This window comes from Amycolatopsis keratiniphila subsp. keratiniphila (genome assembly GCF_001620365.2).
Classification (GTDB): Bacteria; Actinomycetota; Actinomycetes; order Mycobacteriales; family Pseudonocardiaceae; genus Amycolatopsis; species Amycolatopsis keratiniphila.
Map to the genome: position 1 here is coordinate 64,336 of NZ_LQMT02000023.1, position 12,850 is coordinate 77,185.

General features: G+C 68.5%; 12 protein-coding genes and 2 tRNA genes. 6 read left to right on the forward strand and 8 right to left on the reverse strand.

Annotated features, from left to right (window positions below):
* Nucleotides 1–10 precede the first annotated feature (10 nt).
* The 6 genes from AVR91_RS24650 to AVR91_RS24675 all read right to left on the reverse strand — a co-directional run bounded on the left by AVR91_RS24650 (nt 11) and on the right by AVR91_RS24675 (nt 4,050).
* Complete coding sequence (locus AVR91_RS24650; RefSeq protein WP_063274311.1) at nt 11–415, reverse strand: MaoC family dehydratase; 405 nt, start codon at nt 413–415, stop codon at nt 11–13.
* The gene (locus tag AVR91_RS24655) at nt 412–861 is read right to left on the reverse strand and encodes a MaoC family dehydratase N-terminal domain-containing protein (protein WP_037332761.1); all 450 of its coding nucleotides are present in this window, start codon (nt 859–861) and stop codon (nt 412–414) included. The genes AVR91_RS24650 and AVR91_RS24655 overlap by 4 nt, the downstream gene beginning before the upstream one ends.
* Nucleotides 862–949: 88 nt before the next feature.
* On the reverse strand, nt 950–1,114 hold the full coding sequence (gene rpmG, locus AVR91_RS24660; RefSeq protein ID WP_005152047.1) for a 50S ribosomal protein L33: 165 nt from the start codon (nt 1,112–1,114) through the stop codon (nt 950–952).
* 45 nt (nt 1,115–1,159) lie between these two features.
* Nucleotides 1,160–1,232: transfer RNA gene (locus tag AVR91_RS24665), tRNA-Met, on the reverse strand.
* Nucleotides 1,233–1,281: 49 nt separating this feature from the next.
* Nucleotides 1,282–1,354 (reverse strand) — tRNA-Thr (locus AVR91_RS24670).
* A gap of 80 nt (nt 1,355–1,434) precedes the next feature.
* Nucleotides 1,435–4,050, reverse strand: coding sequence for a putative bifunctional diguanylate cyclase/phosphodiesterase (locus tag AVR91_RS24675; RefSeq protein WP_016331049.1), 2,616 nt, complete (start codon nt 4,048–4,050; stop codon nt 1,435–1,437).
* A gap of 280 nt (nt 4,051–4,330) precedes the next feature.
* On the opposite strand from AVR91_RS24675, the gene AVR91_RS24680 reads away from it, so the two are divergent.
* Nucleotides 4,331–5,269, forward strand: coding sequence for a GNAT family N-acetyltransferase (locus AVR91_RS24680; RefSeq protein WP_063274310.1), 939 nt, complete (start codon nt 4,331–4,333; stop codon nt 5,267–5,269).
* Between the two features lie 19 nt (nt 5,270–5,288).
* Nucleotides 5,289–6,137: an SAM-dependent methyltransferase gene (locus tag AVR91_RS24685; RefSeq protein ID WP_063274309.1), complete on the forward strand. Its 849-nt coding sequence runs from the start codon at nt 5,289–5,291 to the stop codon at nt 6,135–6,137.
* 72 nt (nt 6,138–6,209) lie between these two features.
* Here the strand turns inward: AVR91_RS24685 and AVR91_RS24690 are convergent, their stop codons facing one another.
* A complete protein-coding gene (locus AVR91_RS24690) occupies nt 6,210–7,514 on the reverse strand; it encodes an outer membrane protein assembly factor BamB family protein (protein ID WP_143254081.1) in 1,305 nt (434 codons plus the stop codon).
* A gap of 206 nt (nt 7,515–7,720) precedes the next feature.
* Here AVR91_RS24690 and lon point away from each other — a divergent pair, with 206 nt between their 5' ends.
* From lon to AVR91_RS24710, 4 genes are all read left to right on the forward strand, one after another.
* Nucleotides 7,721–10,123, forward strand: coding sequence for an endopeptidase La (gene lon / locus AVR91_RS24695; RefSeq protein WP_063274307.1), 2,403 nt, complete (start codon nt 7,721–7,723; stop codon nt 10,121–10,123).
* Between the two features lie 165 nt (nt 10,124–10,288).
* The gene (locus AVR91_RS44515; RefSeq protein ID WP_076153467.1) at nt 10,289–10,489 is read left to right on the forward strand and encodes a hypothetical protein; all 201 of its coding nucleotides are present in this window, start codon (nt 10,289–10,291) and stop codon (nt 10,487–10,489) included.
* A 17-nt stretch (nt 10,490–10,506) separates the two neighbouring features.
* Entirely contained in the window at nt 10,507–10,989 is a 483-nt protein-coding gene (locus AVR91_RS44520) for a helix-turn-helix domain-containing protein (RefSeq protein ID WP_158077413.1), read from the forward strand.
* Nucleotides 10,986–12,146, forward strand: a complete 1,161-nt coding sequence (locus tag AVR91_RS24710) for an alkaline phosphatase PhoX (protein ID WP_063274305.1) — start codon at nt 10,986–10,988, stop codon at nt 12,144–12,146. The genes AVR91_RS44520 and AVR91_RS24710 overlap by 4 nt, the downstream gene beginning before the upstream one ends.
* Nucleotides 12,147–12,192: 46 nt before the next feature.
* Here the strand turns inward: AVR91_RS24710 and AVR91_RS24715 are convergent, their stop codons facing one another.
* Nucleotides 12,193–12,843, reverse strand: coding sequence for a DedA family protein (locus AVR91_RS24715; protein WP_063274304.1), 651 nt, complete (start codon nt 12,841–12,843; stop codon nt 12,193–12,195).
* Between the last annotated feature and the right edge of the window lie 7 nt (nt 12,844–12,850).

A 12,850-nucleotide genomic window follows, 5' to 3' on the forward strand; every position in this document is an offset into this window, starting at 1 on the left:
CCCCCGGGAGTCAGTCGCGGACGACCGCCTGCGCCTTGCCCAGGACGGCCTTGCCCTCGAACTTGGCGGTGATGTCGACGCGGGCGGTGCCGTCGTCGTTGACCACGGCGACCTTCCCGGTGAACTCGATCGTCGCCGCGCCCTCGTTCGGCACGACCACAGGGCGCGTGAAGCGCGCGAAGTAGTCGACGAGGCGGCCGGGGTCGCCCAGCCAGTCGGTGACGAGCCGCGCCCCGAGCGCCATGGTCAGCATCCCGTGCGCGATGACGTCGGGAAGGCCGACCTCCTTGGCGAAGGTCTCGTTCCAGTGGATGGGGTTGAAGTCCAGCGACGCGCCCGCGTAGCGCACCAGCTGGTCACGGGTGACGTCGATGGTCAGCGGCGTCAGTTCTTCCCCGACGGTGAACGTGCTCACGCGTCCTCCCCTCGGACCACGAGCTGCGCGTTCGTGGTGGCGATCAGGCCGCCATCGGCGCCGGAGATCTCGGCGCGCAGGTTGATGAAGTCGTTCCCGGCGCGGGCCATGATGTTGTCGATATGCGTGGTGAGCGACAGGACGTCGCCCGCGTGCACCGGCCGCGTGTAGGTGAACCGCTGATCGCCGTGGACCATCCGCGAGTAGTCGAGCCCCAGCTCGGGGTCCGAGACGATCGCGTTGATCGAGGCGAGGTTGATGATCGTCAGGAACGTCGGCGGCGCGATGACGTCGGGGTAGCCGGCCGCCTTCGCCGCTTCGGGGTCGCGGTAGAGCGGGTTCGTGTCGCCGAGCGCGTCGGCGAACTCCCGGATCTTCTCGCGACTCACTTCATAGGTACTGGTCGGCGGGTACACCCGCCCGGTGAACGACTGGTCCAAGGCCACCCGAGCAGGCTACCGAACCCGAAAAATACCCGAAGCCGCCCTGGTGACCAGGGCGGCTTCGGGTAAGACAGGTAGAACCGCTAGACGCTCAGCGGGTCTCTTTGTGAGTCCGGTGCGTACCGCAGTTCGGGCAGAACTTCTTCATCTCCAGGCGATCCGGGTTGTTGCGCCGGTTCTTCTTGGTGATGTAGTTGCGGTGCTTGCACTCCTCACACGCGAGCGTGATCTTCGGTCGCACGTCAGTGGCAGCCACAGCATTTCCTTCTCTACTAGGCCTGGGATACCCAGGATTACCGCGTAGCGGTGGCCGGACTTGAACCGGCGACACAGCGATTATGAGCCGCTTGCTCTGCCAGCTGAGCTACACCGCCTTACATGAACCTGGCCGCGACACGCTTGCGTGACGCGGCTGAAGTTCTGAGCCCCTTTACGGAATCGAACCGTAGACCTTTTCCTTACCATGGAAACGCTCTGCCGACTGAGCTAAAGGGGCCTTGCCTCTCGCGAGGACTTGGAAAGATTAGCAAGTCCCCGCGAGGGGGGTGGAACAGGGGGGTCCGTTACCGCGAAACCTCAGGTCAGCAGGGTCAGGACGGTCTCGGAGTGGCGTCCGGGCGAACGCGCCGTCCGGGCCTGGAGCCACGCCTCGAGGCGATCCTCGGGCAGCGGCCGCGAGATGAGGTAGCCCTGCGCGACGTCACAGCCCATCGCTTCGAGCTGATCCCGCGCGACGTCCTCCTCGACGCCCTCCGCCACGACCGTGAGGCCGAGCGAGTGGCCCAGCTCGACGATGGAGCGCACGACGGCGAGGTCGCCGAGGTCGGTGCCCATGCCGAGGACGAAGCTCTTGTCGATCTTGACCTGGTCGACCGGGAGCTGCCGCAGGTACGCCAGCGACGAGTAGCCGGTGCCGAAGTCATCGACGGCGAGCACGATGCCCAGCGAGTGCAGCTCCCGCAGGATCGGCAGCGCCTTCTGCGGGTCGGACATCACACCGGACTCGGTCAGCTCGAAGGTGAGCAGCTCGGGCGGGATGCCGAAGCGGTCGAGTTCGCGGGCGACCTTCGTCGGGAAGTCCTCGTCGGCCAGGTTCCGCACGGACAGGTTCACCGCGGCGGAGATGCGCAGGCCCTCGTCGAGCCATTTGCGCACGCGCTTCAACGACTCTTCGAGCACGAAGGACGTCAGGACGCCGATGAGGCCGGCTGCCTCGATCGCCGGGACGAATTCGTCCGGGCCGAGCCTGCCGAACTCCGGGTGCACCCAGCGGACGAGCGCCTCGACACCTTGGATCTGCCGGTTCGGCAAGGTGATCTTCGGCTGGTAGTGGACGCTCAGCTGGCCTTCCTCGAGCGACTGCCGGAACTGCGTGACCATCTGGAACCGGCGCATGAAGATCTGGCCCATGCTGGCCATGTAGCCGCGGACCTCTTCGCCGCCCTTGGTCGCGCGGACGGCGACGTCGGCGCGCTGCAGCAGCCCGTCGACGTCGACCTGGTCGTCGTCCTCCGCCGAAGAGGTCGCGTAACCGATCATCGCGTTGGCTTCGACGGAGAGCCGGTCCACCGGGTACGGGGCGACGAGTTCCGCGCGAAGCAGCTCCGCGGCGGCCTGGGCGCGTTCCGGCGCGCAGCCGACGAGAAGCGCCGCGAAGGACGCGCCTTCGAGCCTGGCGAGCGGGACGTCGGGACCGAGCGCGTCGCGGATCCGGCGGCCCGCGGCGATGACCATCCGGTCCGCCCAGACGTAGCCGAGGGCGTCGCTGACGGTGGAGAAGACGTCCAGATCGACACGGAGGACGACCGCGTCGACCTGTTCCCGCAACGGTTCCTTGGCGACCTGGCGGAAGCCCGGCCGGTTGAGCAGGCCGGTCAGCGGGTCGTGGTACGCGTCGTGGCGCAGGGTCGCGAGCAGACGCCGGTTGTCCAGCGACGTCGCGAGGTGGCTGGCCATCGTGCCGAGCAGCTGGACGTCGTATTTACCGAACCCACGCCAGCGGCTCAGCCTGTCGTGCGCTTCGACGACGCCGAGGAGCTGGTTCGCGCTGCGCAGCGGGACGACCAGCGCCTCCTGGGCGCCGCGGTCGAGCAACGCGGAACGGACGTCGGGATTGGCTTCGGTGATCCGGAAGTGGCGGACGTGCGCGCCGGGCAGGCGCAGCAGCGGGTCGTCGGCGGCCGGATCGACGGGCGGCAGTTCGTCACCCGCGACGACCATCCGCATGGTGTCCTTCGGCTCCAGCCGAAGCCTCAGCACGACGCGGCCGGCGGCGAGCTGATCCTTGATGCGTTCGGCGATGGTCGCCCATTCGCGGACGTCCACGCCGCCGACGAGTTCGTCCGCGCGCCCGGCCGGCCGTGCGGCGGCCTGCTGACCGGACCGCGCGACCATCAGGCTGACGTCGGACAACGCTTCCATGTCGCGCTGCTCGCGCAGCAGGTCGGAGTACGCCCAGTACAGCGCGGTGAGGCCGAGGAAGACGGCGAGCACGAGCGGCCAGGCCTTCGGCGTCCCGGAAATGACCAAATATCCGGAAAGGCCGACCGAAGCGTTGACGAAGCCGACGACGAGGATGCGGCCGGTCAGCCGGATCGCGGTGCTGACCCGCATGCGACGGCGCAGCACGCGGACGGCGGCGAGCGCGAGCAGCGTGCTGACCAGCGGCGCGGTCAAGGTCCCGGCCAGCGCGGCGATCCAGGTCATGTCGTGGGCGCCGGAGGCCTGTTTCACCAGTCCCGCCACGGCGAACGCGCCGGTGATCTCCAGCAGGAACGCGCCGGCGTTGTAGAGCACGCGGCCGGCGACCTTGCGGGCCAGGAGTGTTCCGATCCCCGCCGCGAGATGCGCGGCGAGCACAACTTCGAAGGGGGCGACGAAGAATCCGATGACCAGCGGGATCTCGGTGAACGAGATCGTCCAGGAGATGCCGCTGCGGACGTCGACGTTGATGCCGAGCTGTTCGGCGAGCAGGAACGCGAGGGCGAGGATCGGCCCGATCCACAGCAGATCGTCCGAGGCCTCGAAGTCCAGCCAGAGGCTGACCGCGGCCGCGGCGGCGATGCCCATGGTGAGTACCGCGAAGGTGTAGACGCGGAACCGTCGCTCGTCGGTACGAGCCTCCGTAACGGCGCCTCCCTTGCCCGCAGCCGCCTGTGCGGCGCTCCCGGGCCTGCCGTTCGTGTCCGGCATCCGACCTTCCTTCCCGGCTGCCCAACCGGTCTTGTCCTACCGCGACCTCGGGGACGAGGGCAATACAGTACCCCGGAGGGCGTACCCAAGTCCCATTCGAGACAGTATGAGATCACCCCAGGGTTAACAATGGGCGCGTCGCGCTGACCTGCGTGGACCAAGGGGTGAAATGGGAGCGTTATTCGCGTTCCTTCCGACTACCGGAAGTCACCTGGCGCCACGCTCCGGCCGATCTCGTGAAGTTCCCATCGGACCCGCGAGTAGGCGTTTGAATAGCCCTATGAATAGCCACGCCATCGCCGCCGGGCATGCCGAGCGGCTCGCCACCGTGGACGCCCTGCTCCCCGAAATGCCTGCACTGGAGCCTGTCGAGGGCTCTGTGTCACTCTCCGCGACGGCAGGCGACTCGGCCGCCGCCGGATTGTCGGTACGGACCGAGGCGGGTCCCGATTCCGTTGACTCTCCGTGGCGAGCCCTCGTCGAACATCGCCTCGAAGCCCGCCTCACCGGTCCCCGTCCGGAAGCGGCCCTCGACGCATTACTCACCCGATGGGATGAACATCTGAAGACCGTGGCCCCACCTGGGGATGTCGAGACGGCGGCGACCGTGGTGCGGCCCAGCCGGGACTCCCCCGGTTCGGCCGAATTGCTGCGCCGCGGCTTCGCCCCGGTGCTGGTGATCGCGGTCCGCCCGGCCGACCGGCTCGCCGTGACCGGGCCGCCCGCCACTCCCGGCGTGCACATCCGGCCCGCCGAAGCGGATGATCTCGAAACCGCCGTCGGACTCGAACTGGAATTGCAGCGTTATGACGCGCAGTTCGGTTCTGTCACTTTGCGCGAGGGTGCGGAGGAAACGATCACGGCGGACCTGTCGAAACAGTTGGGCCGGGAAAATCCGACTTTGTGGATCGCCGAGCTGTACGGCCGTCCGCTGGGCATGGTGCGGGTGCAGTTCCCCGGCGACACGGCGTGGATCCGCGGCCGGGTCGCGGCCGAGAAGGTCGGCTACCTGTCGTCGTTGGCGGTGGCGGAACAGGCGCGGTCGAGCGGCGTGGGGACGGCGCTCGCCGCGCACGCGCACCAGGTCTTCGACGAATGCGGCGCCGATGCCGTGCTGCTGCACCACGCGCTGGCCAACCCTCGCTCGACGCCGTTCTGGTACGCGCAGGGCTACCGGCCGCTCTGGACGTACTGGCAGCGGCGACCGGCGGTGCCATGATCCGGATAGGCTCGTTTCCGTGACGAGGGACGATGACACGGCCCCGGTGGCGCCGACCGGGGTCGACACCGAAAAGCCGTCCGCGGCGAGGATCTACGACTGGTTCCTCGGGGGAACCCACAACTGGGCGGTCGACCGCGAGTTCGCCCGCGCGCTGGAAAAGCAGTGGCGCTGGGTCAAACCGGGCGCGCGGCACAACCGCGAGTTCATGAACCGCGTCGTGCGCGCGGCGCTGGACGCCGGGATCCGGCAGTTCATCGATCTGGGCTCCGGTGTCCCGACAGCCGGGAACGTGCACGAGATCGTGCAGGAGGAACTGGAGCCTGGTGATACGGCGAAGGTCGTGTACGTCGACTACGAGCCGGTGGCGGTGGCGCACGCGGAGCTGATCCTCGAACGCCACGAGGCGACCGACTGGGCCGGGATCGTCCAAGCGGACATGCGGCGACCGAAGGACATCCTGCGGCATCCGGAGACGCTGCGGCTGATCGATTTCGATCGGCCGGTGTGCCTGATGATGATGGCCGTCCTGCATTTCGCCGGCCCGCACGACGATCCGCCCGCGCTGGTCGCGACGTACCGGAACGCGCTCGCGCCGGGCAGCTGGCTGGGGCTGTCGCATATGAGCTTCGGCGGCCAGACCGGCGTGGACGCCGACGGGCTGCACTGGATGGTCGAGCAGTACCGGAAGACGAGCAATCCGGTGTGGATGCGGGACCGCGAAGAGATCGAGCCGCTCTTCGGGGACTGGCCGTTGCTGGAGCCCGGCGTCGTCCACCTGCCCGACTGGCGGCCCGTGCGGGAGCTGCGGCGGGACGAGGAAGGTGCCCGGCCGTTCGCCTGGTGCGGGGTCGCCGTCCACCCCTGACATCCGACCTTTCGGCGGTTCGCGTCGCGTTTAGCGGGCTAAAGGCGACGCGTTCCGAGCGGAGGTCGGATGTCAGCCGAAGCGGCAGACGAGGGCGCCTGCGTACTGGTTGTAGTCCCCCATGGCGGCGAACATGACACCGCCGACCCAGAAGAACTCGTAAAACGCGATCAGCGAGATTCCTTTGGTCTTGGGGTCGTCGTCCATCTGATAGGTCCCGACGACCGTCAGGGCACCATCGGCGGGCTTGACCCGGACGACCCGCTGAGGGCCTTCGTCGTCGTCCGGCGGCGCGACCTCCGCGATGATCTCGCCGTTGTCGACGGCGACGGGGGCCATGAAGCGATCACCCTCGGCCGCGGGCGTCTCCCATTTCTTCTCACCGTTCTTCAGATCGAAGGCGACGATGCTGCTCGGCAGCGCGGGCGCGACGCCGGTGACGGTCACGAGCAGGCCGTCGGTCACCAGAGCGCGCATTCTGCTGTGCAGGCTGCCGGACGCGTCGTCACCGTTGAAGTCCATCTGCGGCCTGGCGAGCCCCGTCTCGTAGTTTCCCGCTTCGACCCTGGCCGTCGGCGTGAACGTGTCGTCCAGCATCAGGTAGGCGCTCTCGTCGTCGGCATCGTCCAGGAAGATGACCGGCGGCGTGGTGCTGACCCACGCGGGGACGATCGTTGCGGTGGGAATCGGCTTCACCAAGGTCTTCTCCTTGGTGACGGTCCCCGCGACATCGACGGCGACGATCGCCAGATCGAACTCCGGGTAACTGTTCAGGCAGGTCACCAGGAGCGCGACAGCCCGACCCTGGGGCATCGCGTCCTTCGCGCGACAGTGCAAGCCCTTCTCCGGCGTATCGGGCGGCGTCGGCTTCGACCATTTCGTCCGTCCGGTCGCCACCTCGAGACCGGCCATGCCGAAGGACTGCGTGACCACGACGGTGTCTTCGATGATCTCCAACGAAGCGCTTTTCGCCGGCTTGTCGTCGTACTGCGGCGTCTTGAACGGTTGCTGCCAGACGAACGAGCCCGTCCCGAAGTCGAGCAGGGCCGCGACCGCGCATCCACCGCCGTAGGCCACGGCGACACGGTTCTGGACGACCGCCGTGCCGGCACCGCAGAAGACCCCTTCCGGCGGCTTGATCCGCCACCGGAGGGCGCCGTCCGCCTGGGCGTAGGCGCTGACATGTTCGTCGTTGAGGACTACGAAGAGATCGCCGTCGGTCCACGCCGCCACGCCTTCGTCGTACGACGGCATGTCCGCCGCGCCGTGCCGCCATTTCGACCCCGTCTGGGCGGCGGCGCCGTTCGCGCCCACCGCCATCGGCGTGCCGTCGATCGTCGTCCGGCCGAAGACGACCGCCGCGGTCGTGATCGTCACGGCGGCGACGATCGTGAAAACGATCAGAAGGATCCAAGGCCGTCGGTCCGGCGTCCCCTGCTGCACGTCACCCCTCCCCAGGTCGTCACAGTGCGCGCACGGGACGCTACCAGTGCGATGATCGCCGACGGCGAACAACGAAGGGAAACAAACGGGTCGATCGGAGAGTTGAGCTAGGCAGACTCAACTAACCGAGGAGTGCACAGATGACCGACAACCGCCTCCTGCCCGTCCTCCCGCTCGATGACGACGTCGTGCTGCCGGGCATGATCGTCCCGCTCGACCTCGCCGACCCGGAGACGCGCGCCGCGGTGGAGTCCGCCCAGGCCAACACGCCTGCCCAGGCTTCCTTCCCGGGGATCCGGTCCAGCGCCGCCACCAAGGCCGAGGTGCTGATCGTCCCCCGCGTCCACGGCGAATACGCCGAGCTCGGCACCATCGCGACCGTCGAGCGCATCGGGCGCGTGCCCGGCGGCAAGACCGCGGTGCTGTTGCGCGGCACCCGGCGCGCCGTCGTCGGCCGCATCGCCGACGGGCCCGGCGCCGCCCGCTGGGTCCACGCCGAGGTCGCGACCGAGACCACCGACGACAACTCCGCGAAGCTCGCGTCCGAGTACAAGAGCGTCGTCCTCGCGATCCTCCAGCAGCGCGGCGGCTGGCAGATGATCGACGCCGTCCAGGAGGTCGAGGATCCGTCCGCGCTCGCCGACCTCGCGGGCAACTCGTCGTACCTGAACACCGAGCAGAAACTCGAACTGCTCACCGCGCTCGACGTTTCGGCCCGGCTGGAGAAGGCCCTCGAATGGAGCCGCGAGCAGCTGGCCGAGCTCGAGGTCACCGACACCATCCGCAAGGACGTCCAGGAGGGCATGGAGAAGCAGCAGAAGGAGTTCCTGCTGCGCCGCCAGCTCGAAGCGATCCGCAAGGAGCTGGGCGAGCTCGACGGCACGGCCAACGACGACGACTACCGCGCCCGCGTCGAGGCCGCCGAGCTGCCGGACGCGGTCAAGAAGGCCGCACTGTCCGAAGTGGACAAACTGGAGCGCACCTCCGACCAGTCCCCCGAGGGCGGCTGGATCCGCACCTGGCTGGACACGGTCCTCGAACTGCCGTGGAACGAGCGCACCACCGACGTCCACGACATCGCCGCGGCGCGCGACATCCTCGACGCGGACCACGCCGGCCTCGAAGACGTGAAGGAACGCATCATCGAGTACCTGGCCGTGCGCAAGCGTCGCGCGGAGTCGGGTCTCGGCCCGGTCGGCGGCCGTCGTTCGGGCGCCGTGCTGGCGCTCGCCGGTCCTCCCGGGGTCGGCAAGACGTCGCTCGGTGAGTCCGTGGCGAAGGCGATGGGCCGCAAGTTCGTCCGCGTCGCGCTCGGCGGCATCCGTGACGAGGCGGAGATCCGCGGTCACCGCCGGACTTACGTCGGCGCGCTGCCCGGCCGGATCGTCCGCGCCATCAAGGAAGCGGGCTCGATGAACCCGGTCGTGCTGCTCGACGAGATCGACAAGGTCGGCGCCGACTACCGGGGCGACCCGACGGCCGCCCTGCTGGAGGTGCTGGACCCGGAGCAGAACCACACGTTCCGCGACCACTACCTCGAGGTCGAGCTGGACCTGTCCGACGTCGTGTTCCTCGCGACGGCGAACGCGCTCGAAACCATCCCCGGCCCGCTGCTGGACCGGATGGAGCTGGTCACCCTCGACGGCTACACCGAGCACGAGAAGGTCACCATCGCCCGCGATCACCTGCTTCCCCGTGAGCTGGAGCGCGCCGGTCTCGGCAAGGACGACGTCACGCTGACCGACGGCGCCTTCAGCCGCATCGCCGCCGAGTACACGCGAGAGGCCGGGGTGCGCAACGCGAACCGGACCATCGCGAAGGTGCTGCGGAAGGTGGCGACCAAGGTCGCGCTGGACGAGGTCGCGCTGCCGCTGACGATCGACGCCGACGGGCTGGAGACCTACCTCGGCCGCCCCCGGCACCTGCCGGAGTCTTCGCTGCCCGCGTCGACCCAGCGCACGTCGACCCCGGGCGTGGCGACCGGGTTGGCGGTGACCGGCGCCGGCGGTGACGTCCTCTACATCGAGGCGTCGCTGGCGGATCCGGAGTCCGGCTCCACCGGGCTTCAGCTGACCGGCCAGCTGGGCGAAGTGATGAAGGAGTCGGTGCAGATCGCGTTGTCGTACCTGCGCTCGCACGGCGCGGAGCTGGAACTCCCGGTCGGCGATCTCAAGGACCGCGGCATCCACGTGCACGTTCCCGCGGGCGCGGTGCCCAAGGACGGGCCGAGCGCCGGCATCACGATGACGACCGCGCTGGCGTCCCTGCTTTCGGGCCGGGTCGTGAAGTCGGACGTCGCGATGACCGGTGAGGTGTCGCTGACCGGGCGCGTGCTGCCGATCGGCGGGGTCAAGCAGAAGCTGCTGGCCGCGCACCGGGCCGGGATGAAGACGGTGATCATCCCGCAGCGCAACGAGCCCGATCTGGACGACGTCCCGGCCGAAGTGCTGGCACAGCTGGACGTCCACGCCGTGGCGAACGTCCGCGACGTGCTGGACATCGCGCTGGCCCCGGCGACGGCTCCGGTCGCGCAAGCGGCGTAACGGCGTGATGCCGAAGCCCCGGATCCCCTCGTGGGTCCGGGGCTTCCGGCTTCCCGGATCCGGACGAACCCGGACATTGACTCGCCTTAAACTCCCTATCACGTTTTGATAACGTAGATTGCGTGCCACCCAGCCGGGGTGCGTGATCCTTGAGAGGGCAAGGTCATGAGTCAAGGAATTCTTTCCCCGTTGCGGCCGAGGCGCAGGTGCGTTTCGGCCGGTCAGATCGTCTGTCTGAGCATTCTCACCGGATTCACCGCGGCGCTGACCTTCGCCGGCACCAGCGCCACGATCGCCGCGGGGATCGCCATCGCCCTGTTCGGCGCCGTTCTCCGCCAACCCGCGCCCGCCAAGGCACCCCGATGAACACGGAAGCGGAGTTCATGGCGCGGCTGCGCGAACTCCGCGACCGAAGCGGCCTCAGCATCCGCGCGCTGGCCGCCGCGACCGGCTGGTCCCGCAGCACCTTGGCCGACCTGTTGGCCCGGAACACCTTGCCCGGCAACGAAAACCAGATGCGAGTCCTGTTGCGCGCGCTGCTTCGGACAGTCCCCGGCGAGCTCGGGGTCGACGAGTATCTCGCCGACTGGCGTCACCTGATCGGACGTCGCCACCACCGCAATGGCGGATGCGCACCGCTCGACCGGATACTCGTCGCGCTGGAAATCGCCGCACAGCGCGGCGGGGCCGAAGCGCCGGGCCTTCGCAAAGCGAAAGAAATAGTGCTGCACGAAGGTTCCCTACGAAAGTTCCCTCCTCGCGGTGAATACGCCGCGAATTCACCTGGATGTCCCGTTCCGCCCGTACTCTCCGACCCGCTCCATCCCGCACCACCACATCAGCGGATGTCTCGGAGGCACGAGTGAAGCGACGGAATTTCCTGCGCGCGGCCGTGGTCGGCGCCGGTGTCACGGCGTTCGGAAACAGGCTCTCGGGAGCGGCTCTCGCCGCGCCCGCCCAGAACGGACCCAGCCCGTACGGCGCGCTCCAGGCGGCCGACGCGAACGGGATCCAGCTGCCGGCGGGATTCACCAGCCGCGTCATCGCGAGGTCCGGCCAGAAGGTCGCGAGCACCGGGTACACCTGGCACAACGCCCCGGACGGCGGCGCGGTGTTCGCCGACGGCAGCGGGTGGATCTACGTGTCGAATTCGGAGATCACCCCCGGCGGCGGCGCGAGCGCGGTCAAATTCGACGCGAGCGGGAACATCACCGGCGCCCACCGCATCCTTGCGAACACCCGCCAGAACTGTGCGGGCGGGAAGACTCCTTGGAACACCTGGCTTTCCTGTGAAGAGATCGACCTCGGGTTCGTCTACGAATGCCAGCCGAACGGCCCGGCCACGGCCGCCGTCCAGCGCCCCGCGATGGGGAAGTTCAAGCACGAGGCCGCGGCGGCCGACCCGGTGCGCAAGGTCGTCTACCTGACCGAAGACACCTCGGACGGCTGCTTCTACCGCTTCGTCCCGACGACCTGGGGCAACCTCTCCGCCGGGACGTTGCAGGTGCTCAAGGCGGGCACGGCGACCTCGGGCAGCTTCACCTGGGCGAACGTTCCCGACCCCGATGGCTCCCCCACCGCCACCCGCAACCAGGTGTCCGGCGCGAAGCGGTTCAATGGCGGCGAAGGACTGCACTACGCCAACGACACCGCCTGGTTCACCACCAAGGGCGACAACCGCGTCTGGCAGCTCAACCTGACCAACAACACCTACGAGCTGGCCTACGACGACTCGCTGGTCAGCCCCGGCTCGGCCCCGCTGACCGGCGTCGACAACGTCACCGGGACCTCGTCGGGTGACCTGTACGTCGCCGAGGACGGCGGCAACATGGAGATCTGCATCATCACGCCGAACGACATCGTGGCTCCCTTCCTGCGGATCAACGGCCAGAGCTCATCGGAGATCTGCGGCCCCGCGTTCACCCCGGCGGGTAACCGGCTGTACTTCTCTTCCCAGCGTGGCACCTCCGGTTCGTCTTCAGGCGGGATCACCTACGAGGTGACCGGCCCCTTCCGGGCCTGAGACCGGCGTGCGGGGGGGCGCCTGCGACCGGCGCCCCCCGCACGGATCAGGCGTCGATACGGGACTTCTCGCGGACACGGCTCACCATGAAGAGGGTCAGGGCGACCGCGACGGCGGCGATCACGAAGTACTGGAAGAACCCGGCGTATTCCTCGACCAGATGCCAGCTTTCCCCCAGGCCGTATCCCGCCAGGACGAAACCCGTGTTCCAGATCAGGCTGCCCAGCGTGGTCAGGGCGAGGAACCGCCAGAACGGCATGCGTTCGATCCCGGCGGGCAGGGAGATGAGGCTGCGGAAGATCGGCACCATCCTGCCGAAGAACACCGCCTTGGAGCCGTGTTTCCGGAACCAGGCTTCGGTCTTGTCGAAGTCGGACGTCTTGACCAGCGGGATCTTCGCCATCCAGCGGCGTGTGCGGTCGCGGCCGAGCAGCAGGCCGAGGTAGTACACGATGATCGCGCCCGCCACCGAGCCGAACGTCGTCCACACCAGCGCTTCCACCAGCGTGAACGTGCCCTGACTGGCGGAGAATCCGGCGAGTGGGAGCACCAGTTCGCTGGGGATCGGCGGGAACAGGTTGTCCAGGCCGACGATGATCGCGGCGCCCGGACCACCCAGCGCGTCCATCAGCGACACCGCCCAGCCGGCGAGTCCTCCCATCGGTTCACTGGCGGTTTGGGCGAGGAGGAGGTTCATGGCGGCC

Excerpts from the sequence above, each read along its gene's own strand:
- AVR91_RS44520 (WP_158077413.1), top strand. The coding sequence starts at position 10,507 with ATGGCGCGGCTGCGCGAACTCCGCGACCGAAGCGGCCTCAGCATCCGC.
- AVR91_RS24715 (WP_063274304.1), bottom strand. The coding sequence starts at position 12,843 with ATGAACCTCCTCCTCGCCCAAACCGCCAGTGAACCGATGGGAGGACTC.
- AVR91_RS24675 (WP_016331049.1), bottom strand. The coding sequence starts at position 4,050 with ATGCCGGACACGAACGGCAGGCCCGGGAGCGCCGCACAGGCGGCTGCG.
- lon (WP_063274307.1), top strand. The coding sequence starts at position 7,721 with ATGACCGACAACCGCCTCCTGCCCGTCCTCCCGCTCGATGACGACGTC.
- AVR91_RS24680 (WP_063274310.1), top strand. The coding sequence starts at position 4,331 with ATGAATAGCCACGCCATCGCCGCCGGGCATGCCGAGCGGCTCGCCACC.
- AVR91_RS44515 (WP_076153467.1), top strand. The coding sequence starts at position 10,289 with ATGAGTCAAGGAATTCTTTCCCCGTTGCGGCCGAGGCGCAGGTGCGTT.